Here is a 25,057-nt window from a genome sequence, read left to right on the forward strand (position 1 = left end):
ACTTATATCGCAACAAGAAGTACTGTATATAAAAACAGATACCAGAGTGATTACTATGGCCGTTGAAACCCTATACCGTAGCTCACGTGATCCGGAGACTTTATTTATGGACAAAGCGTTAGCTGATCAGCACGATAAAATGCTCGAATTAGCCGAGCGCTTAGCTGATATCCTACAAAAAGTCACCCCTGATTTAAGCGAGCAAAATGCCGAAGACCTTGGCATCTATATGGCAAAAAACCGTGATATTTTTGCGCGCGCATTTAAAGGTAAAGCTGAAATTTTAGATGAGTTAAGTAGTGAGGTAGCTGAGCAAGCCTAAGACTTGCTCGGAGGAACTGGCATAGGAAAAGGCATTACATTGCCACCTGCGGCATCGCTAATCCGCGCTACACCAAGGCGCTCTACTTCATCAATACGCACTATTGAATGCAAAGGTACATAAGTGCGCACTACGCCATCAAATTGTGCCTTTAATTTTTCCTCACTAGGATCAACTACTACCTGTGTACGTTCGCCAAAAACAAGCTCTTCCACTTCTAGGAATCCCCAAAGATCACTTTGGTAAATAGCTTTAGCAAAAATTTCGTACACTTGGCCTTGATTGACAAAAATAACTTTAAATAACGGATTATCTGTAGAACTCATGTTACCTATATCTCACAAGTATTGAGGTCGCGCAGCTTAGCATAGCCAGTGCAAATTTGTAGAGTATCTACTCAGTTTATGTTGCTTCATTAACCGCTAGTCTTGAGCTCGCCTCTGCTTCTTGTCTCAGGCTAACGATTCTGAGTAATGTCTGCTATTATTTGCCCCCTTTTTTATAGGGCAACATCCTTCGCGGAGCTAGCATGCTGGAAAAACTCTTCCACCTAAAAGCCAATAACACTAGTGTAAAAACAGAAGTTATTGCTGGCATCACTACATTTTTAACTATGGCTTATATCTTGTTCGTCAACCCTAAAATGTTGTCGAGCATAGGTATGGATTACGGCTCAGTATTTGTTGCGACCTGTCTTGCTGCCGCTATTGGTTGCTTTATTATGGGCTTAATTGCTAATTACCCTATCGCGCTCGCACCTGGTATGGGGTTAAATGCCTTCTTTACCTATACCGTTGTTGGGCAAATGGGCTATACATGGCAAGTGGCATTAGGTGCTGTGTTTCTTTCGGGTGTTATTTTCCTCTTTCTTTCTTTATTTAAAATCCGCGAATGGGTTATTAACAGTATCCCTATGCCGCTACGCTTATCTATTACTGCTGGTATAGGTCTTTTTCTTGGGCTTATCGCTTTACAAAAAGCCGGCATAGTTGTTTCAAACCCCGATACAATGGTTGGTTTAGGCGACCTTAGTAAGCACGGCCCAATTCTGGCTGCGCTAGGTTTTTTCATGATAGTTGCACTGTCTTACCGCAAAGTAACAGGCGCGGTATTGATTAGTATTTTTGTGATTACGGCCATTGCAGTTACCTTGGGCGACACTCAATACCATGGCGTCTTTAGCCTACCGCCAAGCATTATGCCAACCATTATGGAGCTTGATATTAAAGGCGCTCTTGATATTGGCTTAGTTAGCGTTATTTTTGCCTTCTTATTTGTCGACCTGTTTGATACATCAGGCACCCTAATTGGTGTTACCCAAAAAGGGGGATTACTGGATAAAAATGGCAATATGCCGCGTCTAGGCCGCGCGCTCTTGGCTGACAGTACTGCCACTATGGCAGGCGCTGTACTAGGTACATCAACCACCACCAGTTATGTTGAATCAACCGCAGGTATTACAGTAGGTGGTCGTACTGGTTTAACTGCCTGCATTGTTGGCTTGCTGTTTTTATTGTGCTTATTTATTTCGCCTCTTGCACAGATGATCCCTATTTATGCTACTGCCCCAGCGCTGTTTTTTGTTGCAGTATTAATGACCTCTGGCTTAGCCCAAATTGATTGGGAAGATTTAACAGTCGCTGCTCCCGTTGTGACAGCCACCCTGTCTATGCCATTAACCTTTTCTATCGCTAACGGTATTGCTTTTGGCTTTATTAGCTGGACTGCCATTAAACTTATTAGTGGACGCTGGCGGGATCTAAGCCTTGCTATGTGGGTGCTCTCTCTTCTTTTTGTAATAAAACTAGGATTTTTTGCTTAATGTTGCCTACTGATTTTTCAGAAATAGCTTATAACCAGCAGTTAGCGCAAAAGGTTGCTCGTCTAAAATCATTATTAACCCCATTTACAGACATTACGCCAAGTGTTTATGTATCCCCTTTAACACATTATCGTATGCGTACCGAGTTTCGTTTATGGGTCAATGGTGAGCAGCGTGATTATGCCATGTTTGAAAAAGGCACAAAGAATCAGCCTATTTTGCTCGATAACTTTCCTATTGCCAGCGAACTGATCAATGAGCTTATGCCAAAGCTTAAAACGGCATGGCAAAAAAGCTCAATTTTAAGTAATCGTTTATTTCAGGTAGAGTTTTTAACAACACTATCCAATCAAGCCTTAGTCACTCTGTGCTACCACGTACCTATTAATGAAGAATGGAAACTAGCTGCCGAACAATTAGCTAAAGAACTTGGCATTAGCATTATTGGTCGCTCACGAGGTAAGCGTGTTGTTATTGGTAAAGACTATGTAGTGGAAAAACTGAGCGTAAACCAACGTGTTTTTAGCTACCGTCAACCTGAGGGCGCATTTAGCCAACCTAACGCTGAAGTCAACCAGAAAATGCTACATTGGGCATGCCAAGCATTAGGGCAGCGCACTGACGACTTACTAGAACTCTACTGTGGGAATGGTAATTTTACCCTTCCCTTTTCAACTCAAGTACGCCAAGTGCTTGCCACAGAAATCAGCAAAAGCTCAGTAAATGCTGCTTTAGCTAATCTTGAAGATAACAATATCAATAATATTCGTTTAGTGCGCTTATCTGCTGAAGAGCTCACACAAGCACTTAATAAAGTTCGCCCGTTCCGACGTCTTGCCAATATTGATTTAGACAGCTATCAATTTGGTACAGTTTTTGTTGATCCTCCAAGAGCTGGAATGGATCCAGATACCTGTGAGCTCACACGCCGTTTTGATCGCATTTTATATATTTCCTGCAACCCTGAAACACTTGCTCAGAATATTGCGCAACTGGCTGATACCCATGAAATTACAGCCTGTGCGCTATTTGATCAGTTTCCTTGGACAGATCACATGGAAAGCGGTGTATTGCTAGAACGCAAGATCAAAGTAAGCTAACAGCTTACTTTGATCTTTGTCATATACAGTAACAAGTTCAAATAAAGTGATAATAACTCCCTCACCTTTATCGGCTAGCGTTATAGAATAAAGTTCTTACGTTCAAGAAGGATTTTGGAATGAAAAAACACTACTTGCCACATTGATTCTGTCTTCTGTTATAGCAGCACCAGCTTTTGCTGGGCAAAACACATTATCTATTGGATATGCTTAGGGTAAAGTTTCCAGTGGCGATAAGCTAAAAGGTATTAACTTTAAATATAACTATATGTTTGATGACCAACTTGGCGTACTAGCTTCTTTGAATTATTTAAAAGGTGACAAAAGCAATATCAGCTTTGTTGAGGCGCTGGATGGCGATATATTTACGAATGGTAAACGTGATACCAAATATATGTCTTTACTCGCTGGACCTTTCATACAAAGTGAATGATATGTTCAACCTTTACCCCTTAGTAGGTTGGTCACACACAAAAAGCAGTGAAAGCATGGCTTAGATTAATTATGACGACGATGATATAAACGGTAATCCAGTTTACACTGATGAAGGTAGAATCAAAGGAAGCGCTACTAAAAACGCATTTACTTATGACTTAGGTGTTCAAATTACACCAATACCTAATTGGTCAGTTGATATTAGCTACGAAGGCGCTAAATCTAGCAATGGCTTTAAAGATAAAAATCTTAATATCTTCGATATTGGCGTAGGCTATTCGTTTTAAGATAGCTATCTAAGTAAAAAAGCCTGAATACTTATTCAGGCTTTTTATTATCTAATGCCCACTGATACAGCACGTTTTTACGCAAGCCGGTTATGTTTGCTGCTAATGCAGCGGCTTTTTTTACTGGCAGCTCAGCCATCAGTAACTGCATTATCTGTTGTGATTTAAGATCAACATCTACACTATGTTCTTGCTCAAAACCGGAAATTAAAATAACGCACTCGCCTCTCTGCTGATCGCTATCCTGAGAAATCCAGTCATGCAACTGAGCCAAAGGCAAAGCTTTAATGGTTTCAAAGGTTTTTGTTAGCTCACGAGCTAAAACAGCCAAACGCTGGGCGCCAAATACATCGCGCATTGCAGCAACACTTTCTAATAATCTGTGTGGTGCCTCATAGAAAATCATCGTCCTTGTTTCTTCACGCAATAACTCTAAACGGCTATTTCTAGCCACACTTTTGGCTGGTAAAAAACCTTCAAAAGTAAAGCGATCAGAAGGTAAACCAGCGGCTGAGAGTGCAGCAATCACAGCAGAAACACCTGGGATAGGTACAACTTTAATACCTGCTTGTCGCGCTTGCTTAACTAGATGAAAACCTGGATCAGAAATTAATGGCGTACCCGCATCAGAAATCAATGCAACATTATCACCTGCTAATAAACGCGAAATAAAACGTCCGCCTTCGTCGCGCTCATTATGATCATGGCAGGCCGCTAAAGGCGTACGAATAGAGAAATGTTGCAACAACCGGGTGGAATGTCGCGTATCTTCTGCCGCTATCAGGTCAACTTCTGATAACACTCGGATTGCACGCGCTGTAATATCTTCTAAATTACCAATAGGGGTAGCAACAACATACAAGGTGCCTGTGGTAGTTTCTGTTTTATGCATGTTTTTCACGCTACTCTTGAGTAAATAAATGTATATTGTAGCCTGTTTCGTTAACAGAATATCGCACCAATATCTGCGCTTAGGTACAATTACTTGAAGAACACTGATTTTAGGAATTTTGTTTCATGAATAGTCGTTTACAGTTGTTATCCGCTTTAGCGCTGGTAGGTTTTTTAAGCGCTTGCACAACCACGGTAGGAACAGGAGACTTCCCCTCTTATTCGGCTAAAGCAACTGTTGCTGAACTATTTGAGCAAGCCTCTCAAAAATCTGGGGAAAAAGCAGATGGGCTGTATCTTGCTGCTGCTGACCTCGCCTATCAACAACAGCAAGCTAAGCAAGCTTTAGATATATTGAATAAAATCAATTTTGCTAACTTAGCTATTAATCAGCAGATTTTTGCTTATACCTTACAAGCAGAAGCCGCAGTTGCTAATAAACAAGCAGCATTGGCTTTAACAGCCATAGAGCAGCCTGTGTTTGACCAGCTTTCAAGTGTTTCAACAAAGCTGCAAATTCGCGCACAACTTGCTCGAGCCTCCACACTACAAGCAAATAATAAGCCACTTGCAGCAATGCGTGAGCGGGTATTTATTGCTCCTCTACTTTCAGGCAAGCAAGCACAAAAAAACCACGAAGCCATTTGGGCTATCGCTGAAAAACTACCCAGTGTTGCTTTAGCTAAAACAGGTGAACAAGATTTAGTTGGCTGGCTTGAACTGGCAAAACTAATCCAGCAACCCCAAACGCTAGAGTTACAACAAGCCACTTTGCGCCAGTGGATAGCTAATAACCCTCAACACCCTGCTGCACGCAATTTACCTAAAAATCTTGCCACCTTATTAACATTAGAAGCACAAAACTACCAAAATATAGCCTTGGTGCTACCCGTTCGCGGTGATAACCAATATGTATTTGACGCTATACGCGACGGCTTTTTAGCAGCGCACTATCAACAAGCCGCACAAGGTACAACTGTGCCTAAGTTACATCTTTACGATAGCGCTCAAATAGGTTCTATGGATGCGCTTTATCAACAGGCCCTGAAAGATCAAGTTCAGTTCGTCGTAGGCCCTTGGGAGAAAGAGCAAGTAAAACTGCTGACACAAAAGCAAAGCCTTCCTATCCCAACATTAGCTTTAAATTACAGTGATAGTCTAAATAGCTATGCAGCTGAACTTTATCAATATGGATTAGCCGCAGAAGATGAAGCTAAGGGAGCGGCACGCTTAGCATGGGACAACGGACACACAAAAGCAGCTATTGTTACGCCTCAAGGTGATTGGGGAAACCGTGTTCAGCAAGCCTTCCAACAAGCCTTTACCGATTTAGGAGGGCAAGTGGTAGGCAGTACTGCAATTACCCGTAATATGCCTGTTACCACCCAGTTAGATTCTTTTGGTAGCAAGTTAGAACAAGCCAACTTTGTGTTTATTGCAGCCCCCACACAATATGCTCTTGGGCTAAAACAAACCTTGGCAAAAAAATCAATTAACATCCCTATTTTTGCAACCTCTGCTATTAATCCAGGCAACCTCAGTGCTGACACCATCAAGCAACTAGATGGCATTATTTTTTGCGAAGTGCCCTGGCTACTCAATACTAGCAATGCAGTATATGACAGTGTGATTCGTGAATGGCCACAATCATTAGGCAGTCTTGGACGGTTTTACGCAATGGGCATAGATGCCTACCAGCTTACGGGTCGCTTAGCTCAACTAAAAACGATGCCTAACAGTCAGATCCCAGGCTTATCTGGTTCATTAAGCTTAACAACTAACCAGCGTATTGAACGCCAACTATTATGGGCTGCTTTCGTTAACGGGCAAATTCGCCCACTGGTTGAAAATGAGTTCAACTAACTCCCGCCAACGCGGTCAACAATATGAGCAACAAGCCCTAGCCTTTCTTGAGCAAGCTGGGCTTGAGTTAGTTAGTAAAAACTGGTCATGCCGACTAGGGGAAATAGACCTTATTATGTGTGACCAAAAAACATTAGTGTTTGTAGAGGTACGTTTTCGTAAAAATCAACAGTTTGGTGGCGCGTTAGAAAGTATTGATCAGCGTAAGCAGAATAAGCTTAATGCAACCGCTGAAACATTTTTACAGCAAAACTCAATCTGGAATGATTACAATTGCCGCTTTGATGTGGTACTTGTAGAAGCCACACAAACACCCCATATACATGAGATCAACTGGATTAAAGACGCCTTTGACGTCTAACTCTGGAAACATCAAAAGGCCTTATTATGCAGTCTCGTATTCAACAAATGTTCCAAGCTAGTATCGAAACCAAACAAAAAGCTATGCAAGTGCTACCTGAACCTATTGAGCACGCTAGTTTTTTAATGGTTAATGCGCTACTGAGTGAGGGGAAAATTCTATCTTGTGGTAATGGCGGTTCTGCTGGTGACGCTCAGCACTTCTCATCTGAATTACTCAACCGCTTTGAGCGCGAACGCCCTGCTTTACCTGCTCTTGCACTAACCACAGACAGCTCCACTATTACTTCAATTGCCAATGACTATAGCTACGAAGAAGTATTTTCTAAACAAATTCGAGCATTAGGACAGGAAGGCGATGTGTTATTAGCCATTTCAACCAGTGGTAATTCAGCGAATGTAGTTCAAGCCATACACGCAGCCCATGATCGCGGCATGCACGTTGTGGCACTAACAGGACGCGACGGCGGCGCTATGGCAGGTATTTTGTTACCTACAGACGTTGAAGTTCGCGTACCGTCAAAAGTTACTGCACGTATTCAGGAAGTCCACTTAGTTGTGATTCATAGCCTGTGTGATTTAATTGACCGCCAACTTTTTGGGAGTGAGGATTAATGATTCGCCAACTTATTGCTATTACCTTAAGTGCACTTGTACTAACTGCCTGCGGATCACGCAGTATTGGCAATAATATTGATGATAAGTTTATTGCTCCTGAAGTGCGCAGTGCCATTTATAAAGCAAGCCCTGAGCTATCCACCACCAACTCACATGTGGTTGCCACTGTTTATAATGGTGTAACCTTGTTAGCAGGACAAACACCTCGTGCTGATCTTAAAGCATTAGCAGAGCGAGCAGCAGCAAGCGTTAACGGTGTTAAACGCGTACAAAATGAAATACAGGTTGCCGCCCCTTCATCTGCCAGTGCCCGTGCTAGCGATATTGCCCTAACCACAGCGGTTAAAGCGCGCTTAGTTGCCACCAGTGATGTTCCATCAAGGAAAGTCAAAATACTCACTGAGAATGGCGTTGTATATTTACTAGGAATTTTAACTCGCGCAGAAGCAGCACGTGTTACTAGCGCTGTTCAAGAAGTCGCTGGCGTGCAAAAAATTGTGCGTGTTTTTGAATATGTAGATTAATCATCCATTTTTCTGATTGAATTGACGATAATGACTTTTACTGATGATATTGTGATTGAAACTGAGCGGATGCGCTTAATACCTGTGCACGAAGGCTTAAAAGCAGATATTTGGCATGCTTTAACACCAGAGGTCACAGAGTTTTTACCCTTTGATCGAGCTGAAAGCATTGAAGCAACTCAAGGCTTTATTGATTACGCCCGCAGCCAATTACATAAAGGCGAAGAGCTGACTTTGGCCATGACCGATAAACAAACAGGTCAGTTTATTGGCTGCTGTGGCTTACATGACATTAGCTCTGAACTTGCTTCATTAGGGCTGTGGCTATGTGCTGAGGCACAGGGTAAAGGCTTAGGTACTGAAGCCATTATCGGACTAATCGATTTTGCAAAAAAGCAGCTCAAGCCAAGTTTTTTAGTCTACAACGTCGAAAAAGAAAATACTGGGAGTTGCCGCATTGCAGAGAAACTAGGTTTCTCTTTGCACCGCGAATGGAAACAAGTTAAAAACGAGCATAAAACACGCAACATGTTAGAGTTACGCCGCTACTTAGCGTAAAGCCTGTAACGCACAAAAAGCCCAGTTCAGATTCAATAACTGGGCTTTTTATTACTTAACGACACGCAGGTTCGGACGACCTGTAGGTCTTGGCGGTTCATCATCAGGTGTAGGATCATCTTCCGTTACCTCCCTAACAACCTCAAAAGCTGTCTGCTCTACTTCATCCTCAACTTCATCAAACAACTCATCTTGATCAAAGAACATGCCTTGCCCATTTTCACGCGCATAAACAGCCAGAATAGCCGCTGTAGGGACGTATAACGTAAAAGGTACGCCACCAAAACGAGCCTCAAAGCTAACAGCTTCATTATCCATATGCATGTAACGTACAGCACTAGGTGCTGCATTCAATACTATTTGCCCATCTTTAGCATAGGTTTGAGGCACCTGAGCTTTAGGATGCTCACTATTGACTAACAAATGAGGAGTGCAATCATTATCTACAATCCACTCATACAAGGCTCGAATTAAATAAGGACGACTGGACTTCATTATCACACTCTAAATAATTTTTCTGCTTTTGATAAACTCGCTTGGAAGGTTTCACGAGCAAAGCTGCGCGCCATATAATCTAATAGTGGCGCAGCTGTTTTAGGTAGCTCAATACCTAAAATAGGTAAACGCCATAGCAAAGGTAATAGACAGCAGTCCACTAAACCAAACTCTTCACTCATAAAGTAAGGTAATTCAGCAAAGATAGGCGCCACACCAATTAGGCTTTCACGTAGCTCTTTACGTGCTTTAGTGCGTGCTGTTTCTTTGGTTTTTGGATCTAAAATTTGCTCAGCGAGTACACACCAATCGCGATCAATACGGTGCATTAGCATGCGACTATTGGCACGCGCTACAGGATAGACAGGTAATAATGGAGGATGCGGATAACGCTCTTCCAAATACTCCATAATGACTGTTGGATCATAGAGTGCTAAATCGCGATCAACCAAAGTTGGCACGCTAGCATAAGGGTTTACTTCAGCAAGCCCACGTGGGCAAGAACCTGCTGTTACATCAATAGTTTCGGCAATCACTGCCTTTTCTGCCAACACCAAACGCACACGATGTGAATATTGGTCTGTTGGATCAGAGTAGCAGCCCAACTTATTAGGGGCAGCCATAGCATCTCTCCTTATGATTAATGACTATACGGCATGAAAACAAAAACGCACGCACCCAATAGAGTGCGTGCGTTGATACTTAACAAGCAGCAAAGCTATTAATGCACATCTCTCCAGTACTCACGTTTTAATGCATACGCAAATATGAAGAAGAAGGCCAAGAATAACAGTACATAAGTACCAATGCGCTGACTTTCTAATTTATTAGGATCAGCAGAGTAAGCTAAGAAAGTGACTAGGTTTTTCACTTTAGTATCAAACTCACTTTCTGTTAATAGTCCCTTTTTAGGAATCACTAACTGGTCACAACGCTCTTCTGTCACCAGTTGGCCGAAGGTGTCGTAAACTTTTTTGCCCTTTTCATCTAGCTTAGCAGCCTGGGCACAACCTACAGTTTGGCTACCTTGTAAAGCAGCCAGTACGTTAGGCATACCAACGTTAGGGAATACAACGTTGTTTGCACCTAGAGGACGACTTGGATCCTCATAGAAAGAGTGCATGTAGTTATATAACCAATCTGTACCACGTACACGTGCAACCAAGGTTAGATCAGGTGGAACCTGACCAAACCAAGCTTTTGCATCAGCAGGAGCCATACTGGATTTCATGTGATCTCCAATTTTTGCTCCAGTAAAGACAAGGTTTTCCATCATTAGATTTTCAGGAATACCAATATCTTTTGCTACGCGTTCATAGCGTTGGAATTGCGCGCCATGGCAACCCATACAGTAGTTCACAAAAGTACGTGCACCATCTTGTAATGCTTCTTTGTCTGTAAGATCAATATTTACAGACTGCATTTCATACTGTGGAACTACTTTCTCAGCTGCAAAACCGAAAACAGGTAAGGCAGCAAGTATTAATGTAGCAATTTGCTTTTTCATTAGCCTGTCACCCTTTCTGGAACCGGTTTGGTTTTCTCCATTCTGGTGTAGAACGGCATCAGAATGAAGTAAGCAAAGTAAAGAACAGTACAGATTCGAGAAATCAATGTGAATTCAGGTGTTGGTGGCAATACGCCCATTACGCCTAGAATTATGAATGAAATACAGAAAATCCATAACCAAAGTTTGCTCATCCAGCCTTTGTAACGCATTGAGCGTACTGGGCTGCGGTCTAACCAAGGCAACACGAACAGCAATGCAATAGAACCACCCATGGCAATAACGCCCATTAGCTTATCTGGAACTGCACGCAAAATCGCATAGAAAGGTGTGAAGTACCAAACAGGTGCAATATGCTCAGGTGTTTTCATACCATTTGCAGGTTCAAAGTTTGGTTTTTCAAGGAAGTAGCCACCGCCTTCAGGGAAGAAGAAGATGATTCCACAGAACACAAACAAGAAGACTACAACACCCACAATATCTTTTACTGTGTAGTACGGATGGAAAGGAATACCATCTAAAGGTACACCGTTTTCATCTTTGTGTTTCTTAATATCTACGCCGTCTGGGTTGTTAGAGCCTACTTCATGCAAAGCAATGATGTGTAATACAACCAAGGCTAAAATCACGATAGGCACAGCAATAACGTGTAAAGCGAAGAAACGGTTTAGTGTGATACCTGAAATTAGGAAGTCACCACGAATCCACTCGGTTAAATCTCCACCAATAACAGGAATTGCACCAAATAAAGAGATAATTACCTGCGCGCCCCAGTATGACATTTGTCCCCATGGTAATAAGTAACCCATGAAAGCTTCTGCCATTAGTGCAAGGTAAATTAACATACCAAACAGCCAAACTAACTCACGTGGTTTTTGATATGAACCGTACATTAAGCCACGGAACATATGTAAATAAACCACAATAAAGAAGGCTGATGCACCTGTTGAGTGCATGTAACGTAAGATCCAACCGTAATCTACGTCACGCATAATGTATTCTACAGAGGCAAAAGCGCCTGTTGCAGAAGGCTCATAGCTCATAGTTAACCAGATACCCGTAAGGATTTGGTTAACCAGTACTAATAACGCCAAAGAACCAAAATAGTATAAAAAGTTAAAGTTCTTAGGTGCGTAATACTTAGCTAAGTGGTCGTCCCACATTTTGGTGGCAGGGAAGCGTGCATCCACCCAACCCATAAACTTAGTCATCAGGCTCATTATGCGTTCTCCTGATCTTCACCAATGATAATCACATCATCAGTTTCATACTTATATGGCGGTACAGGTAGGTTTAAAGGCGCAGGCTGGCCTTTATAAACTCGTCCTGCCATATCATAACGAGAACCATGACAAGCGCAGAAGTAGCCACCAATCCAGTCTTTACCTAAGTCAGCCGGAGCCACTTCAGGACGGAAAGTTGGTGCGCAACCTAAGTGAGTACAAACACCTTCAAGCACAAGAATTTCTGGCTTGATAGAACGTACTTTAGGATCTACGTAGCTTGGTTGTTCAGAGGCTTTAGATTCTGGGTCTGCGATATCGCCTGTCAGCTTATCTAAACCTTGTAGAATCTCAGGAGTACGGTGAACGATAAACATAGGCTTACCACGCCACTCAGCAACAAGCTGCTGACCTGGTTCTACCTTGCTTACGTTGACTCTCACCGGTGCACCTGCAGCCTTAGCCCTTGCACTAGGGAACCATGACCCGACAAACGGGACCGCAGCTCCTACCGCCCCAGCAGCGCCCACTACAGAAGTGGCTGCCACTAGGAAGCGACGCCGGCCTTTATTGACGCCGTCATTGCTCATTAAGTCGTCTCCCATCAGCTGTTTAGCTCTTATGCGAGCTTATAGTATGTAAGAAAAGCTAGCCGCATGATCTAAAAATCCTTTAAATGTTAAAGAAAAGCCGCCTTTATGACAAGGCAAACTCATCTTTTCAACAAGGAACTAACGCGCTTAGCGTCTCAGATCAATTTGCGACGAAAAAATAGCTAAAAACTGCATAAAAAACGCCCAAAATCCTCGCGGAAGTGGGCGTTTTTCGAAACATATAAGCCAGTAAACGTTGAATTAACGTTTTGAGAACTGTGGACGCTTACGTGCTTTGCGCAGACCAACTTTCTTACGTTCCACTTCGCGAGCATCACGAGTAACGTAGCCAGCTTTACGTAGTGCGCCACGTAAAGTTTCGTCGTATTCGATTAATGCACGAGTGATACCGTGACGAATAGCGCCTGCTTGACCGCTAATACCACCACCAGAAACAGTAACAGTAACATCAAATTTCTCTAATGTTTCAGTTAGCTCTAGCGGTTGACGTACGATCATGCGCGCAGTTTCGCGACCAAAAAATACGTCTAGAGTGCGGTTATTGATAGAGATATTGCCAGTACCTGGACGTAGAAAAACACGTGCTGTAGCGGTTTTACGACGACCTGTACCATAATTTTGATTTGCTGACATAATCAACTATTCCCGTTAAATTTTTAGCTCTAGGGGTTGCTGTGCAGCATGCGGATGCTCAGCACCAGCATACACTTTCAGCTTGCGATACATGTCGCGGCCCAGTGGGTTTTTAGGAAGCATACCTTTAACAGCGTTTTCAATCACGCGCTCAGGAGCTTTCGCTACTAACTTTTCAAAGCTAATTTCTTTGATTCCACCTGGGAAACCAGAGTGAGAGTAGTAGATTTTGTCAGTAGTTTTTTTACCAGTTACACGAACTTGAGCTGCATTGATAACTACAATGTAGTCACCTGTATCAACGTGTGGAGTGTATTCTGGTTTGTGCTTACCACGTAAGCGTAATGCGATTTCGGTAGCCAGACGACCCAGGGTCTGACCTGCAGCGTCAACTACATACCAGTCGCGCTTAACAGTTTCCGGTTTTGCTGTAAAAGTTTTCATTCGCTATGGCCTCAAGGCCGTCCTTATTAATAAGACGGCGAATCCTACAAAATAGTGTGTGCCTTTACAAGTTAAAGGCGACTAGCAACATTAAGCGCAGGTACGGGGAAACGGGTCTAAACGCTTAATGACTAGGTAAACATGGTGATGGCATCTTCACCGATTCCTGAATTCTTTAAACTAGGCTTTGTCTCAAGAAAAAGGAGCACGTATTATGCCCAAACCTGTGAAAAAAGCAACGTGCAAACTTCATCTACTTCGCGTATTGTTCAGAATTTGCAGATTAATCTCTATTTCATATGCAAATTTTAATTTTAGGGGCACGTTCTCCTGCCGCCTTAGAATGGACGAGAGCATTTGCCACAGCACAGCATTCTGTCTTTGTTGCTGACTCATTAAACTTTGCATTAACACGCTTTAGCCGTCACATACAACGCTATTTAAAGCTTCCCGCCGCCGCTCAATTCCCTAACACATGGCTTAGCACCCTTATAGATTACATCCAAAAATATAAAATTGATTATCTACTGCCCACTTGTGAAGAAGTTTTTTATTGTGCGCACTTTCACAAACAAATTAGTCGCCACTGCACCTTGTTATGCAGCCCATTAGATTTGCTCAATACTCTGCATAATAAGTTTAGCTTTGCACAATTTAGCCAAGACTTTTTAATTCAAGCGCCTGAGACCTTGCTCGTCAGTCAACCTGAACAAGTTTCCTCTTTAAATACGCAAGATTATGTACTCAAGCCTGTTTATTCTCGCTTTGCAGACCAAACACTAATCCGTCCTACAGCGCAAAAAGCCAGCCAAATTCAATGCTCTGTGCGCAGACCTTGGGTTGCTCAGCGCTATATTAAAGGGACTGAGTTTTGTAGTTTTAGCATTATGCAACACGGCAAGCTTCTTGCTCATTGCTGCTATCAGCCAACTTACCGTATAGGACAAGGTGCGGGGATTCTTCTAACACCGCAAAGACAACAGAAAATTGAAGCTTTCCTACATCAGTTTGCTCAGCGCACTCAGTTAACAGGGCAAGTTGCCTTTGATTACATGGAAGATACTGCGCAAGAAAAACTGTACTTATTAGAGTGCAATCCGCGCAGTACAAGCGGCATTCATCTATTTACTCAACCCACACAGCTAGTTGATTGCTTAATGAATAATACTGCGCTGCAAAATGCACAATTGCAAACCCGCTGCGTCAGCCTAGCACTGCTACCCTATTTTTTTAGTAAACATATTACGCAAAAAACTTTTTGGCAAAATCTGCGCCAAGCATCGGATGTGGTTTGGGATAAACAAGACCCACTACCTAGCCTTGCTCAATTTATCTCGGCCAGTGAAATCCTAGCAACCGCATTAATTAATAGAAAAGCTGTACTCAGCACAACTACAGTAGATATTGAATGGAACGGGCAAGACATTGTATAAGCTAATCCGCGCAGAGCAGTTATCCGCCTACACTGACAATGAACTGAGTCTAGCAGGGCGTTTTGTGCGGGATATTGGACAGGACATTAGCCTGCATCTGAGCAATATTGCACAGGTTGAACTACAGCTTCTCGTTACGCCTTATCAGCAAGTACCTATCAGCCTTAATCCGACAAATCTAATTAAAGGCAATTGCTACGTGGTCTCACCCTATGCCATGTATATCAATTATGCCCATGAAGAACTACACAAACTAAAAAAGCCGATCTTAGAAAAAGCCATGATTCCTTTCCTTAAAGGAATGGCGGCTATATTACGCTGGGCAAATATTGACCGTGTGCTTTGGGTGAATAATCATCTAGTGTCAACCAACCTATATGACAACTCAGTATGGCTAGCAGAGGATATAGCTGAACTAACCCGCTTTCTCATTACTCAACAACCGCATCATGCCACTGGCTTTCGCTCGCTTAATGATCATCAGCATCAAGCATTTATAGCCCGTTTACAGCAGCATGGTTATATTGCCGTTCCCTCAAGACAGGTTTATATCGCCACCGACCCTACGCCTTATAGCGATACAAAAAAAGATAAAAAACTATTTAATAACAATCAGTTACATATTAAAAAAGGGATAGATTTTACAGCTCAAGACTATTTACGTTGTAAACAACTCTATGATCAACTCTATCTTGATAAATACTCCGTACTAAATCCGCACTATCAAGTTTCTTGGCTGAGTAAAGGGCAGCAAAGTGGCTGGTTAGAATTGATGGGGTTGCATGAAAATGGGCAAGATTTATGCGCTGCCTTAGGCTGGATACAAACCGCACAAACAGTGACTACACCTATCTTTGGGTTTGCTACAGAGCAACCCGTACAACTAGGCTTATACCGCCAACTAAACTATTTAACCTTTCGCCAAGCCAAGCACAAGCAACAGAGTATTAACATGAGTTCAGGCGCACCGAAATTTAAGCGTAACCGTGGTGCTAAACCTGCCATTGAATACAGCTTGATTTACTGCAAGCATCTACCAAAGAAATCACAATGGGTTTGGCAGTTGCTCTCTAGAGCACTAGTATATGGCGCAGTGCCACTATTAAAAAAACTAGAACTCTAAATCTCAACTAGTCTTTATATAAGCATGAAGCTCGTCTTTTTAGATACCGCTGTATTTCTCAGCACCCATTAGATTAGGCTAAAGCAAACTATGTATTTACCTCCCCTTTTTACCGCATGGCGCCAAACCCTAAGCACTGGCTATAAGTTAGAAAACTTACGTCACGATATTATTGCTGGCATTACAGTTGGGGTAATTGCTATTCCTTTAGCCATGGCACTGGCGATTGCTGTCGGTGTTCCGCCGCAACATGGCTTATATACCGTATTAATTGGCGGCTTTTTTATTGCCTTGCTGGGTGGTTCACGCTTTAACGTATCAGGCCCTACAGCCGCCTTTGTTGTAATCTTAGTGCCTATTACGCAACAGTTTGGTGTGGGCGGGCTATTACTTTGCACTTCTATGGCAGGCGCCATTATGATTTTAATGTCAGTGTTACGCGCTGGCTCCTTACTACAATTTATTCCTTATCCCGTCGTCTTAGGCTTTACTGCGGGTATAGGCATTGTCATTGCCACCTTACAAATTAAAGATGCTTTAGGGCTTACTCATTTAGCCGAATACACTAATTATCTTGAACAATTGCAAGCGCTTTTTTTTGCACTACCTAGCATTCAATGGGGTGATACATTAGTCACCCTCATTACGTTGGCCACATTGCTTATATGGCCTCGTTATGTGAGCAAAATGCCTGGACATCTTGTCGCTATTCTTCTGGGAACATTATTAGCGGTTGCGCTTAAATATTTTGGTGTTCCTATTGCCACTATTGGCGAACGTTTTAGTTATGAAGTTAATGGTCAGACTTTTGCTGGTATTCCTTCATTTTTGCCAAGTTTTTTATGGCCTTGGGAGCTAACAGGCAGTGATGGCCAAAGCCTATTACTGAATTTTGAGTTAATTCGCCAACTATTAGCCCCCGCATTTGCCATTGCTATGTTAGGTGCCATTGAGTCTTTACTCTGTGCTGTCGTAGCCGACGGTATGACCAACACCAAACATAACTCCAACGGTGAACTACTGGCCCAAGGTATAGGAAATATCATTACTCCAATGTTTGGCGGTATTACCGCTACAGCAGCTATCGCGCGCACTGCCGCCAACGTCAGAGCAGGTGCCTTTTCACCACTAGCTGGTATGACACATGCCTTAGTTGTACTAGGCGCAATGTTATTATTAGCACCATTATTTAGCTACTTACCTATGGCTTCTATGGCTGCCTTATTGCTTGTAGTGGCATGGAATATGAGCGAGCCAAAGAATGTACTGCGCACCTTACGTATAGCGCCTCGTAACGATATTTTAATCCTACTAACCTGCCTTGTACTTACAGTACTCTTTGATATGGTACTAGCCGTTGGCGTTGGTCTACTGCTGGCTGCTGGTTTATTTATTAAACGCATGAGTGACTTAACAGACACCTCTACCGTTTCTCCTGAACAAAGCGAAGCCTTACGCGACATGCCCGAAGGCGTTATTACCTATGCTATTCGTGGTCCACTATTTTATGGTGCAGCTGAGCGTGCATTAAGCGTTCTTATGCGTTTTAACCCCAATGCCAAAGTCGTCTTAATTGATATGTCAGCAGTACCTATGTTGGATATGACAGCGCTATCAGGCTTGGAAAAAGTAATGAACAACTTCCATAAAAACGATATAAGCGTAATTTTAGTTGGCACAAGTACTGATATTCGAAAAAAAATGCGCAAAGCTGGCATACGTTTACGCCGTGGAAAGCTCTCTTATGTACAAGACCTTACATTAGCTAAAGAGCGCGCCACTCGCTGGTTGCATTTAGATACCCCTAATGATGAGTTAATGCCAGAAGAGCAGGACTAAATACACAGCGATTATCGCTTTTAGGAATACATAATGCGCTATATAAAATCTTTTATCTTACTTGCTCTATGGTTGATTAGTTCAAGCAGCTACGCCCAAACCACAGCACTTAATTTAGGCACAACCTACAGCATTATGCCGCCTATTAATGAATATTTAGTAGATGAATACTCATTAGCCAATGCCGAGAAAATGGAGGTTTGGCAAGGTGGTTACCGTATTCAATTTGATGCTAAAAGCAATAGCTTTAGGTTATATGAGGTATCTAAGTGTGGAAACCAATGCTTCTATAGCAGCGCAGGAAGCTTTACTGTATTACCTGACAATCAAATTAACCTAACACTAACACAACAATCGGTCGACGGCAGCAGCCCTTGCTCTGAACACTACAGCAAACAAATGTCAGTTAACTTAGGGATATTTCAAATAGAACCACAGGCAAATGGCAGCATTTTATTAAAACGCGTTAAACAATTAGATTAACCAGCTTGTGAATACCTTGTATTTGCGAATACTGAAGCCGCATTCTTTGAAATTTGCCCTGTTTGTAACTGGCAAAATGATAGAATAGTTGGAGATGATTACAGCAGCTGTAACCGCACTACATTAAACCGCTATAAAGCGAGCCTGTTGTTAAACGAACAGCATTTACAGCAGACCAAAAAACCACACTAAAGATAAACCTTAATACCTGCAACCAAGCCGAACACAGTTAGGTTCGGCTTTGATTTATCAGCTCACATGCCTTTTACCGCATAAATACCGGCGGCGTTACGCCAGTAACCTTTGTAGTCCATGCCATAACCAAAAATATAACGGTCAATGCAATGCAAACCTGTAAAGTCCGCTTCCCAACCAGGAATTGCTTTACGGTCATGGTCTTTATCCATCAGTACTGCACTATATACCGCAGTTGCGCCTTCTGCTTTGCAGTATTCAATAATGGCAGCAAGGGTATGACCTTCATCAAGAATGTCATCCACAATAATAACTGAGCGATCACGAATTGAGATTTCTGGTTTTGCTTTCCAAAATAACTCGCCACCGCTGGTCTGATTTCGATAACGGCTGGCATGTAAATAAGATTGCTCTAATGGAAAGTTGAGTTTACTTAATAACTTTCCAGCAAAGATCAAGCCACCATTCATGACACAAAACACAACAGGATTAGCGTCTGCTAAGCGCTGGTTGATCTGGCTAGCAACCTTATCAATTGCTGCTTCAACTTCGGCTTCTGTATAAAGTACATCAGCCTGCGCCATCACTTGGCGAATATGTTGTAAATCGGTGGACACCTTATTTACCTCCAAAAAGAAAGCGGCAAAAGGTACTGCGAGTTAGCGTTAAGAGCAAGTACCAGTCGGCAAATAAGATGCCGTTTTTACGCTTTTCGTTTATCCTTAGGTTATTTTGTAAAATAACCGGGAAATTTCACAATGCCAGTGCATGAAATCCAACACCCTCTTGTGCGTCACAAAATCGGCTTAATGCGTCGTGCCGAAATTAGCACTAAGAACTTTCGCGAGCTTGCTCAAGAAGTGGGCGCCCTACTCACTTATGAAGCGACCAAAGACCTGACGCTAGAAGAATATCAAATTGATGGCTGGAATGGTCCAGTTACGGCACAAAAAATCGCTGGCAAAAAAATCACAATAGTACCTATTTTACGCGCTGGCATAGGCATGCTTGAAGGTGTACTTAGCCTAATTCCTAGCGCTAAAGTCAGTGCGGTAGGCGTTGTGCGCAACGAAGAAACCTTAGAAGCTAACACCTATTTAGAAAAGTTAGCACCTGAAATCCATGAGCGTCTTTCATTAATTATTGACCCTATGCTGGCGACCGGCAACTCCATGGTTGCCACTATTGACCTGTTGAAAAAAGCTGGCTGTCGTGAAATTCGCGCTATGGTATTAGTGGCTGCGCCGGAAGGTATTGAAACAGTGCGTAAAGCCCATCCAGATGTACAAATTTATACAGCATCTATTGATCAGGGTTTAAATAGCAAAGGCTATATTATTCCGGGTCTTGGCGATGCTGGCGATAAAATCTTCGGCACCAAACAGAAGGAAAGCTAAGTTATGAACACCACTGTTCATGACCCGCTATGGCGCCAAGCACTGGCAGGCGCTCAAATGCTATTTGTAGCATTTGGCGCTTTAGTCTTAATGCCACTGATTACAGGAATGGATCCTAACGTTGCCTTATTTACTGCTGGTTTAGGCACACTTTTATTCCAGATTGTTACCAAGCGCCAAGTCCCTGTATTTCTAGCATCAAGCTTTGCTTTTATTGCGCCTATTCTGGCGGCTAAAGGGCAGTTTGGTATGCCAGCAGTATTAGGCGGCATTGTTGCGGCGGGTGTGGTTTATATCTTGCTCAGTGCCGCTGTTAAGATGAAGGGGACTGGCTTTATTGACCGTCTGTTACCGCCAGTTGTAATCGCTCCCGTTATTATGTGCATTGGCTTAGCCTTGTCACCTAACGCTGTTCATATGGCAATGGGCATTGATGGTTCAGGCACGCAACTAGTTGCTTATGAAACCTCAATCATCATTTCAATGAGCACTTTAATTGCGACATTATTGGTGGCAGTGCTAGGGCGCGGCTTGTTTCGTTTAATCCCTATTCTCATAGGCATTATTGTTGGCGTTAGCCTATCTATCATGTTCAACATTATTGATAGTACTGCTATTAACCAAGCACCTTGGTTTGCCCTGCCCAAATTCATGCTGCCTGAGTTTCATCTAGGCGCTATTTTGTACATGCTTCCCGTCGCCTTGGCTCCCGCCATTGAGCATATTGGCGGTGTTGTTGCTATTGGCAATGTAACAGGCAATAACTATCTGCAAAAGCCAGGTTTGCATCGCACTCTCTTAGGTGATGGTGTGGCAACTTCTGCTGCTGGATTTTTTGGTGGACCGCCTAATACAACCTACTCCGAAGTAACAGGCGCTGTCATGCTAACCAAGAACTACAACCCTAAAATTATGACGTGGGCAGCCGTTATCGCCATTGTTTTAGCTTTTATTGGCAAGTTTGGTGTGGCACTACAAAGCATTCCACTCCCCGTTATGGGCGGTATTCTTTGCTTGCTGTTTGGTTCTATTGCTGTCGTAGGGCTTAATACCCTTATACGCAACCAAGTGGATTTATCCATTCCTCGCAACCTTATTATTGTGTCGGTCACCTTGGTATTCGGCATTGGCGGTATGAAGTTAGGTAGTGGCGAGTTTGCGTTAACCGGTATTTCACTTTGTGCATTAGTAGCCATGTTACTTAATCTTATTCTGCCAGGCGGTAGCGCATGGAAACGCAACCCGATGGAAGATCCACTGATTAAATAGCCAATATGTTCACTGCTCAAGGAAATACCTAGGAGCAGTGAGCAACAGCCACTTAATCTTAGTTTCGTTGTTTACACAGGGAATGTTGCACAATGAGCAAAAAATTACTCTTTCTATTAAGCTTCTGCATCTTACTTCTTGTATTGGCAGCTGTTGCTTCAAGGCTGGCACAAAATCAGTTTTATTATCCAGATCAAATAGATTATGGCCGCTCACCCGCACACTACGGGCAGACCTTTACAGAATTAACCATAACAACTGCCGATGGCGAACAACTACATGGTTGGTTTGTGCCTAGCCAATTGCACGACAACCCTAAAGATGCCCTAGGTACAATTCTGCATTACCACGGCAATGCCGCCAATATTACAGCACATTATCTCGCCGTTGCATGGCTACCTGGGGAAGGCTACAACCTCATTACCTTTGATTATCGCGGTTATGGGAAGTCAACAGGCGAGCCTTCATTTAAAGGGGTTTATCAAGATGGCATCAGTGCTTTGGCATTTGCAGAGAACTATCCAGAAATTGATCCAAGCAAGCTATTTGTATTTGGTCAAAGCTTAGGTGGTAATGTGGCTATCGCTAGTGTTGGTAGCAGCGCTACACAACATGTACGAGGCATGATTATTGATTCAACATTTTATGGGTACTCTAAAATTGCTAATGATAAATTGTCAGGTATGCAATGGCTTGTGAGCGATGAGTTTAGCGCTTATCAGTACCTTGATAAGCTACATATGCCGATTTTTTATTTTCATGGGGATGCCGACCAGTTAATACCTCACCGCCATAGCGCAGAATTGTTTGCTAAAACCAACGCGCCGAAAGCCAACATGGTACTAGCTGATACTAGGCATATTGAAGGCATCTTTAACCCTCAAGTACAGGACAATTTTTTAGTTTTTTTACAACAAGCACTGCAACCAGGTTGTTGCAACCTATCTCCTTAGAGAATACTGCCGCTAACTTCAGTAAAGGCTTGCAAGTGTGTAAAGCGCCCTGCTTTATAACTGTATTGGTCAATTTGTGGTACTAAACGCTGAAAGTGTTCAGAAGCTACATGAGCATCTAGTGCTGCATAATCTTGCCATGTTTCAATAAATACAAAGTGCCCTTGTTCTCTCAAATCATGACATAGCTCATAACGGATACAGCCGGCTTCTTGGCGCGTTTTATCAAGTAGTTCGCGGTATAGCGGCAGTACTTTAGCTATGTGTTCAGGAGCAATAAAATCTTCAGCGATCAGCTTTAACATGCACCTTCCCCAAATCAGCAACCACCTGCGCCCATTGTACGTTGTCATTTAAACAAGGCAGTAAAACCAACTCTTCACCACCGGCAGCTAAAAACTGCTCTCTCCCACGAATGCCTAACTCTTCTAAGGTTTCAATGCAATCGGCTACGAAAGCAGGAGACATCACTAAAAGCTTTTTTACACCCTGTTTAGCCAATTCATCTAAACGCTGTTCAGTATAAGGTTCAATCCATTTAGCACGACCTAAACGTGACTGAAATGAAACCGACCATTGCTCTGCAGTTAAACCCGCTTTTTCTGCAAAGGCTTGTGCGGTTAAGAAGCATTGCACGCGATAGCATTGAGCAATCGTCTGTGCATCGGCTGCCGAACAGCATGTTGCGTTATTCAAATACTCGCCAGCTTTAGCATCATTTTTGTGGAGATGACGTTCTGGTAAACCATGAAAACTCAGCAATAAGTGGTCAAAACCAGCCTCTAGTTGAGGCTTTACGCTAGCCACTAAAGCATCAATATAAGCAGCATTATTATAAAAAGCATCTACTGTATTTAGCTTCATTGACAAACTATGCTGTTTAATTTGACGCTGAGTTTCTTTGATCACAGTAGTTGTAGTGCTATCAGCAAACTGTGGATACAGAGGAAATAAAGTCACTTCTTTAATACCTTGCTTAGCTAACTTAAGCAAAGCGCTCTCAATAGAAGGCTGAGCATAACGCATAGCCAGTTCAACGGGGCCGTGCTCCCACAAAGGCTGAACTTGCTTAGCTAACCGCTGGCTAATGACTACCAAAGGCGAACCTTCATCCCACCATATAGATTGATAGGCATGCGCAGACTCAGCTGGGCGTTTGAGCAAAATAAGCGATACCAACAAGCGGCGAATAGGCCAAGGCAAATCCACCACATAAGGATCCATCAAAAACTGATTTAAATAACTACGGACATCAGCTACTGATGTGGAATTTGGCGAGCCTAAATTGACCAGCAGTAAAGCATGTTGTGTCATTTAACCATTTCCTATACAGGTTTAAACCAGCGTGAAATATGCCTAGCAGGAATCAGTAAAAAACCTGCACGTAAGGCCATAAACAATAAAAAAGTTATCCATAAACCATGATTGCCTAATGGCTGCAAAATATAGCCAACGGGCAAACTTACCAGCACAGCTAGCAGCATTGCATTACGCATTTCTTTTGCCTTGGTCGCACCTATAAATAGTCCATCGAGAATATAGCTCCAGACCGCCACTAAGGGTAACACGGCAAGATAGGGCAAATACGGCTGAGCGGCTAAAAATACGCTTTGAATATCCGTTTGCAGCAAGATAAATTGCGCACCAAATACGAGAAAAAATAGCATAAATACAAAGCTTGCTAACAGTGCATAACTACTTGTTAACAAAAGTGCACGGCGCAATGCCAGCTTGTTATTAGCGCCTAAAGCATGACCTGTTAATGACTCTAACGCATGCGCTAAGCCATCTAAAGCAAAGGAGCATATCATTAAGCCGTTTAACAGCAGTGCATTGGCTGAAACTGTAGTGTCACCTAAACGACCGCCTTGAATAGTTATAACCAGAAAGACCGCTTGCAGTAATAGTGAACGCACTAAAATATCGCGATTAACACCTAGCAATGGCTGCCAGTTTGCCCATTTTTTCAGACGCTTAACTAAATCTTCACTACGAATTAAGACTCTCCAAGCAATACTGAAACCAACCAAAAAACCCGCCCACTCTGCAATGGCGGAGGCTCGTGCGGCACCTTGCACGCCCCAATCCAGAACAAAGACAAACAACACATCTAATACAATATTGATCAGGTTACTGGCCAAGCTCATCAACAAAGCGGCTTTAGCGTTTTGAATGCCAATTAACCAGCCTGTTAATGCAAAGCTGCCTAATATCGCCGGCACACCCCATAATCGGGTGGTAAAATAAGCATAAGCATGGGCTTGCAACTCTGTACTAGTTTGCATATTAGCTAACGCCAGCCAAAATACAGGCTTAGCCAAGAGAATGATAAGCAATGCAATAATGCCAGCTAGCAATAATCCTTGATAAAAAATCTGGGTAAGCTGTGCATTATCTTGCTTGCCCGCAGCCTGAGCCGCAAAGCCTGTTGCGCCCATCCGCAAAAAGCCAAACACCCACGCCATAGTAGTAAAAATCATGCCACCAACAGCAACCGCTCCCAACTGATAATCATGGGGTAAATGCCCAACTACAGCGGTATCCACCAAGGTTACCAAGGGTACTGTAAGATTACTTAGAATCATGGGAATCGCCAGCGCCCAAATGCGCTGACGTGTTTGAGCATGTTGCCATGCATCTTTCAAGGCCAGTAAAAACAACGCACTACA

Annotated in this window: 29 protein-coding genes and 2 pseudogenes; 18 read left to right on the forward strand and 13 right to left on the reverse strand. The window is 42.8% G+C overall.

Going from position 1 to position 25,057, the window contains the following annotated elements:
* The first annotated feature begins 55 nt into the window (after positions 1-55).
* Positions 56-322 (forward strand): YebG family protein, encoded by a 267-nt coding sequence (locus VQ643_RS01310; RefSeq protein WP_414197461.1) that lies wholly within the window; start codon positions 56-58, stop codon positions 320-322.
* On the opposite strand, the gene VQ643_RS01315 is transcribed toward VQ643_RS01310, so the two are convergent.
* Complete coding sequence (locus VQ643_RS01315) at positions 319-648, reverse strand: DUF1820 family protein (protein ID WP_414197462.1); 330 nt, start codon at positions 646-648, stop codon at positions 319-321. The two genes, VQ643_RS01310 and VQ643_RS01315, sit on opposite strands and share 4 nt — an antisense overlap.
* Before the next feature lie 203 nt (positions 649-851).
* On the opposite strand from VQ643_RS01315, the gene VQ643_RS01320 reads away from it, so the two are divergent.
* The 4 genes and pseudogenes from VQ643_RS01320 (at position 852) to VQ643_RS01335 (ending at position 3,966) form a co-directional block, all read left to right on the forward strand.
* Positions 852-2,144 (forward strand): NCS2 family permease, encoded by a 1,293-nt coding sequence (locus VQ643_RS01320; RefSeq protein WP_414197463.1) that lies wholly within the window; start codon positions 852-854, stop codon positions 2,142-2,144.
* Positions 2,144-3,244 carry a tRNA (uridine(54)-C5)-methyltransferase TrmA gene (gene trmA, locus VQ643_RS01325; RefSeq protein ID WP_414197464.1) on the forward strand — a complete coding sequence of 367 codons (1,101 nt, stop codon included), beginning with the start codon at positions 2,144-2,146 and terminating at the stop codon, positions 3,242-3,244. Before VQ643_RS01320 ends, trmA begins: the two co-directional genes overlap by 1 nt.
* Positions 3,245-3,482: 238 nt before the next feature.
* Positions 3,483-3,677: pseudogene (locus VQ643_RS01330) on the forward strand (hypothetical protein); the annotation flags it as partial.
* A 64-nt stretch (positions 3,678-3,741) separates the two neighbouring features.
* Positions 3,742-3,966, forward strand: a complete 225-nt coding sequence (locus VQ643_RS01335; protein ID WP_414197654.1) for an Ail/Lom family outer membrane beta-barrel protein — start codon at positions 3,742-3,744, stop codon at positions 3,964-3,966.
* 31 nt (positions 3,967-3,997) lie between these two features.
* Here the strand turns inward: VQ643_RS01335 and rsmI are convergent, their stop codons facing one another.
* Positions 3,998-4,858, reverse strand: a complete 861-nt coding sequence (gene rsmI / locus VQ643_RS01340) for a 16S rRNA (cytidine(1402)-2'-O)-methyltransferase (protein WP_414197465.1) — start codon at positions 4,856-4,858, stop codon at positions 3,998-4,000.
* A gap of 125 nt (positions 4,859-4,983) precedes the next feature.
* On the opposite strand from rsmI, the gene VQ643_RS01345 reads away from it, so the two are divergent.
* From VQ643_RS01345 to VQ643_RS01365, 5 genes are read left to right on the forward strand one after another with little or no spacing between them, the layout of a single operon-like run.
* Entirely contained in the window at positions 4,984-6,720 is a 1,737-nt protein-coding gene (locus tag VQ643_RS01345; RefSeq protein WP_414197466.1) for a penicillin-binding protein activator, read from the forward strand.
* On the forward strand, positions 6,707-7,081 hold the full coding sequence (locus VQ643_RS01350) for a YraN family protein (RefSeq protein WP_414197467.1): 375 nt from the start codon (positions 6,707-6,709) through the stop codon (positions 7,079-7,081). The genes VQ643_RS01345 and VQ643_RS01350 overlap by 14 nt, the downstream gene beginning before the upstream one ends.
* 26 nt (positions 7,082-7,107) lie before the next feature.
* On the forward strand, positions 7,108-7,695 hold the full coding sequence (locus VQ643_RS01355) for a phosphoheptose isomerase (protein ID WP_414197468.1): 588 nt from the start codon (positions 7,108-7,110) through the stop codon (positions 7,693-7,695).
* The gene (locus VQ643_RS01360; protein ID WP_414197469.1) at positions 7,695-8,222 is read left to right on the forward strand and encodes a BON domain-containing protein; all 528 of its coding nucleotides are present in this window, start codon (positions 7,695-7,697) and stop codon (positions 8,220-8,222) included. The genes VQ643_RS01355 and VQ643_RS01360 overlap by 1 nt, the downstream gene beginning before the upstream one ends.
* Before the next feature lie 30 nt (positions 8,223-8,252).
* On the forward strand, positions 8,253-8,780 hold the full coding sequence (locus VQ643_RS01365) for a GNAT family N-acetyltransferase (protein ID WP_414197470.1): 528 nt from the start codon (positions 8,253-8,255) through the stop codon (positions 8,778-8,780).
* 51 nt (positions 8,781-8,831) lie between these two features.
* Here the strand turns inward: VQ643_RS01365 and VQ643_RS01370 are convergent, their stop codons facing one another.
* The 7 genes from VQ643_RS01370 to rplM all read right to left on the reverse strand — a co-directional run bounded on the left by VQ643_RS01370 (position 8,832) and on the right by rplM (position 13,696).
* Complete coding sequence (locus VQ643_RS01370) at positions 8,832-9,275, reverse strand: ClpXP protease specificity-enhancing factor (RefSeq protein ID WP_414197471.1); 444 nt, start codon at positions 9,273-9,275, stop codon at positions 8,832-8,834.
* Positions 9,276-9,277: 2 nt separating this feature from the next.
* Positions 9,278-9,898: a glutathione S-transferase N-terminal domain-containing protein gene (locus tag VQ643_RS01375; protein ID WP_414197472.1), complete on the reverse strand. Its 621-nt coding sequence runs from the start codon at positions 9,896-9,898 to the stop codon at positions 9,278-9,280.
* A gap of 98 nt (positions 9,899-9,996) precedes the next feature.
* The gene (locus VQ643_RS01380) at positions 9,997-10,782 is read right to left on the reverse strand and encodes a cytochrome c1 (protein WP_414197473.1); all 786 of its coding nucleotides are present in this window, start codon (positions 10,780-10,782) and stop codon (positions 9,997-9,999) included.
* A complete protein-coding gene (locus VQ643_RS01385; RefSeq protein ID WP_414197655.1) occupies positions 10,782-11,993 on the reverse strand; it encodes a cytochrome b in 1,212 nt (403 codons plus the stop codon). The genes VQ643_RS01380 and VQ643_RS01385 overlap by 1 nt, the downstream gene beginning before the upstream one ends.
* An 8-nt stretch (positions 11,994-12,001) precedes the next feature.
* Positions 12,002-12,595: a ubiquinol-cytochrome c reductase iron-sulfur subunit gene (gene petA / locus VQ643_RS01390; RefSeq protein WP_414197474.1), complete on the reverse strand. Its 594-nt coding sequence runs from the start codon at positions 12,593-12,595 to the stop codon at positions 12,002-12,004.
* Positions 12,596-12,859: 264 nt separating this feature from the next.
* Positions 12,860-13,252, reverse strand: coding sequence for a 30S ribosomal protein S9 (rpsI, locus tag VQ643_RS01395; protein ID WP_414197475.1), 393 nt, complete (start codon positions 13,250-13,252; stop codon positions 12,860-12,862).
* Positions 13,253-13,267: 15 nt separating this feature from the next.
* Positions 13,268-13,696, reverse strand: a complete 429-nt coding sequence (gene rplM, locus VQ643_RS01400; RefSeq protein WP_414197476.1) for a 50S ribosomal protein L13 — start codon at positions 13,694-13,696, stop codon at positions 13,268-13,270.
* 299 nt (positions 13,697-13,995) lie between these two features.
* On the opposite strand from rplM, the gene VQ643_RS01405 reads away from it, so the two are divergent.
* The 5 genes and pseudogenes from VQ643_RS01405 to VQ643_RS01425 form a co-directional block, all read left to right on the forward strand.
* Positions 13,996-15,129, forward strand: a complete 1,134-nt coding sequence (locus VQ643_RS01405) for an ATP-grasp domain-containing protein (protein ID WP_414197477.1) — start codon at positions 13,996-13,998, stop codon at positions 15,127-15,129.
* Positions 15,122-16,252, forward strand: coding sequence for a hypothetical protein (locus VQ643_RS01410; protein ID WP_414197478.1), 1,131 nt, complete (start codon positions 15,122-15,124; stop codon positions 16,250-16,252). Before VQ643_RS01405 ends, VQ643_RS01410 begins: the two co-directional genes overlap by 8 nt.
* A gap of 90 nt (positions 16,253-16,342) precedes the next feature.
* Positions 16,343-18,091: a C4-dicarboxylic acid transporter DauA gene (gene dauA / locus VQ643_RS01415; RefSeq protein WP_414197479.1), complete on the forward strand. Its 1,749-nt coding sequence runs from the start codon at positions 16,343-16,345 to the stop codon at positions 18,089-18,091.
* Positions 18,092-18,124: 33 nt separating this feature from the next.
* Positions 18,125-18,574 (forward strand): hypothetical protein, encoded by a 450-nt coding sequence (locus VQ643_RS01420; RefSeq protein ID WP_414197480.1) that lies wholly within the window; start codon positions 18,125-18,127, stop codon positions 18,572-18,574.
* A gap of 12 nt (positions 18,575-18,586) precedes the next feature.
* Positions 18,587-18,766 (forward strand): annotated as a pseudogene (locus VQ643_RS01425) (CPCC family cysteine-rich protein); the annotation flags it as partial.
* Between the two features lie 62 nt (positions 18,767-18,828).
* Here the strand turns inward: VQ643_RS01425 and VQ643_RS01430 are convergent.
* Positions 18,829-19,386 carry a hypoxanthine-guanine phosphoribosyltransferase gene (locus VQ643_RS01430; RefSeq protein WP_414197481.1) on the reverse strand — a complete coding sequence of 186 codons (558 nt, stop codon included), beginning with the start codon at positions 19,384-19,386 and terminating at the stop codon, positions 18,829-18,831.
* A 141-nt stretch (positions 19,387-19,527) separates the two neighbouring features.
* Here VQ643_RS01430 and upp point away from each other — a divergent pair, with 141 nt between their 5' ends.
* The 3 genes from upp (at position 19,528) to VQ643_RS01445 (ending at position 22,388) form a co-directional block, all read left to right on the forward strand.
* Positions 19,528-20,166 carry a uracil phosphoribosyltransferase gene (upp, locus tag VQ643_RS01435; protein ID WP_414197482.1) on the forward strand — a complete coding sequence of 213 codons (639 nt, stop codon included), beginning with the start codon at positions 19,528-19,530 and terminating at the stop codon, positions 20,164-20,166.
* A 3-nt stretch (positions 20,167-20,169) separates the two neighbouring features.
* On the forward strand, positions 20,170-21,435 hold the full coding sequence (locus VQ643_RS01440; protein WP_414197483.1) for a uracil-xanthine permease family protein: 1,266 nt from the start codon (positions 20,170-20,172) through the stop codon (positions 21,433-21,435).
* A 92-nt stretch (positions 21,436-21,527) separates the two neighbouring features.
* Positions 21,528-22,388: an alpha/beta hydrolase gene (locus VQ643_RS01445; RefSeq protein WP_414197484.1), complete on the forward strand. Its 861-nt coding sequence runs from the start codon at positions 21,528-21,530 to the stop codon at positions 22,386-22,388.
* On the opposite strand, the gene VQ643_RS01450 is transcribed toward VQ643_RS01445, so the two are convergent.
* The 3 genes from VQ643_RS01450 to VQ643_RS01460 are packed head-to-tail and all read right to left on the reverse strand — an operon-like array spanning position 22,385 to position 25,048.
* A complete protein-coding gene (locus tag VQ643_RS01450) occupies positions 22,385-22,693 on the reverse strand; it encodes a putative quinol monooxygenase (protein ID WP_414197485.1) in 309 nt (102 codons plus the stop codon). The two genes, VQ643_RS01445 and VQ643_RS01450, sit on opposite strands and share 4 nt — an antisense overlap.
* Entirely contained in the window at positions 22,674-23,702 is a 1,029-nt protein-coding gene (gene hemH / locus VQ643_RS01455; protein ID WP_414197486.1) for a ferrochelatase, read from the reverse strand. The genes VQ643_RS01450 and hemH overlap by 20 nt, the downstream gene beginning before the upstream one ends.
* An 11-nt stretch (positions 23,703-23,713) precedes the next feature.
* On the reverse strand, positions 23,714-25,048 hold the full coding sequence (locus tag VQ643_RS01460) for an MATE family efflux transporter (RefSeq protein WP_414197487.1): 1,335 nt from the start codon (positions 25,046-25,048) through the stop codon (positions 23,714-23,716).
* Positions 25,049-25,057 lie beyond the last annotated feature (9 nt).

The sequence above is a fragment of the Pseudomonas sp. F1_0610 genome (genome assembly GCF_047470865.1).
Classification (GTDB): Bacteria; Pseudomonadota; Gammaproteobacteria; order Pseudomonadales; family Pseudomonadaceae; genus JAZDRH01.

What these genes read in the sequence shown, in the direction of transcription:
- VQ643_RS01315 (WP_414197462.1), bottom strand. Translation starts at nt 648, where the DNA reads ATGAGTTCTACAGATAATCCGTTATTTAAAGTTATTTTTGTCAATCAA.
- VQ643_RS01310 (WP_414197461.1), top strand. Translation starts at nt 56, where the DNA reads ATGGCCGTTGAAACCCTATACCGTAGCTCACGTGATCCGGAGACTTTA.
- VQ643_RS01320 (WP_414197463.1), top strand. Translation starts at nt 852, where the DNA reads ATGCTGGAAAAACTCTTCCACCTAAAAGCCAATAACACTAGTGTAAAA.
- VQ643_RS01360 (WP_414197469.1), top strand. Translation starts at nt 7,695, where the DNA reads ATGATTCGCCAACTTATTGCTATTACCTTAAGTGCACTTGTACTAACT.
- rsmI (WP_414197465.1), bottom strand. Translation starts at nt 4,858, where the DNA reads ATGCATAAAACAGAAACTACCACAGGCACCTTGTATGTTGTTGCTACC.
- upp (WP_414197482.1), top strand. Translation starts at nt 19,528, where the DNA reads ATGCCAGTGCATGAAATCCAACACCCTCTTGTGCGTCACAAAATCGGC.
- VQ643_RS01375 (WP_414197472.1), bottom strand. Translation starts at nt 9,898, where the DNA reads ATGGCTGCCCCTAATAAGTTGGGCTGCTACTCTGATCCAACAGACCAA.
- VQ643_RS01350 (WP_414197467.1), top strand. Translation starts at nt 6,707, where the DNA reads ATGAGTTCAACTAACTCCCGCCAACGCGGTCAACAATATGAGCAACAA.
- rpsI (WP_414197475.1), bottom strand. Translation starts at nt 13,252, where the DNA reads ATGTCAGCAAATCAAAATTATGGTACAGGTCGTCGTAAAACCGCTACA.
- rplM (WP_414197476.1), bottom strand. Translation starts at nt 13,696, where the DNA reads ATGAAAACTTTTACAGCAAAACCGGAAACTGTTAAGCGCGACTGGTAT.
- VQ643_RS01405 (WP_414197477.1), top strand. Translation starts at nt 13,996, where the DNA reads ATGCAAATTTTAATTTTAGGGGCACGTTCTCCTGCCGCCTTAGAATGG.
- VQ643_RS01440 (WP_414197483.1), top strand. Translation starts at nt 20,170, where the DNA reads ATGAACACCACTGTTCATGACCCGCTATGGCGCCAAGCACTGGCAGGC.
- VQ643_RS01445 (WP_414197484.1), top strand. Translation starts at nt 21,528, where the DNA reads ATGAGCAAAAAATTACTCTTTCTATTAAGCTTCTGCATCTTACTTCTT.
- VQ643_RS01380 (WP_414197473.1), bottom strand. Translation starts at nt 10,782, where the DNA reads ATGAAAAAGCAAATTGCTACATTAATACTTGCTGCCTTACCTGTTTTC.
- trmA (WP_414197464.1), top strand. Translation starts at nt 2,144, where the DNA reads ATGTTGCCTACTGATTTTTCAGAAATAGCTTATAACCAGCAGTTAGCG.
- dauA (WP_414197479.1), top strand. Translation starts at nt 16,343, where the DNA reads ATGTATTTACCTCCCCTTTTTACCGCATGGCGCCAAACCCTAAGCACT.
- VQ643_RS01365 (WP_414197470.1), top strand. Translation starts at nt 8,253, where the DNA reads ATGACTTTTACTGATGATATTGTGATTGAAACTGAGCGGATGCGCTTA.
- VQ643_RS01370 (WP_414197471.1), bottom strand. Translation starts at nt 9,275, where the DNA reads ATGAAGTCCAGTCGTCCTTATTTAATTCGAGCCTTGTATGAGTGGATT.
- petA (WP_414197474.1), bottom strand. Translation starts at nt 12,595, where the DNA reads ATGAGCAATGACGGCGTCAATAAAGGCCGGCGTCGCTTCCTAGTGGCA.
- VQ643_RS01385 (WP_414197655.1), bottom strand. Translation starts at nt 11,993, where the DNA reads ATGACTAAGTTTATGGGTTGGGTGGATGCACGCTTCCCTGCCACCAAA.
- VQ643_RS01420 (WP_414197480.1), top strand. Translation starts at nt 18,125, where the DNA reads ATGCGCTATATAAAATCTTTTATCTTACTTGCTCTATGGTTGATTAGT.
- VQ643_RS01345 (WP_414197466.1), top strand. Translation starts at nt 4,984, where the DNA reads ATGAATAGTCGTTTACAGTTGTTATCCGCTTTAGCGCTGGTAGGTTTT.
- VQ643_RS01355 (WP_414197468.1), top strand. Translation starts at nt 7,108, where the DNA reads ATGCAGTCTCGTATTCAACAAATGTTCCAAGCTAGTATCGAAACCAAA.
- hemH (WP_414197486.1), bottom strand. Translation starts at nt 23,702, where the DNA reads ATGACACAACATGCTTTACTGCTGGTCAATTTAGGCTCGCCAAATTCC.
- VQ643_RS01450 (WP_414197485.1), bottom strand. Translation starts at nt 22,693, where the DNA reads ATGTTAAAGCTGATCGCTGAAGATTTTATTGCTCCTGAACACATAGCT.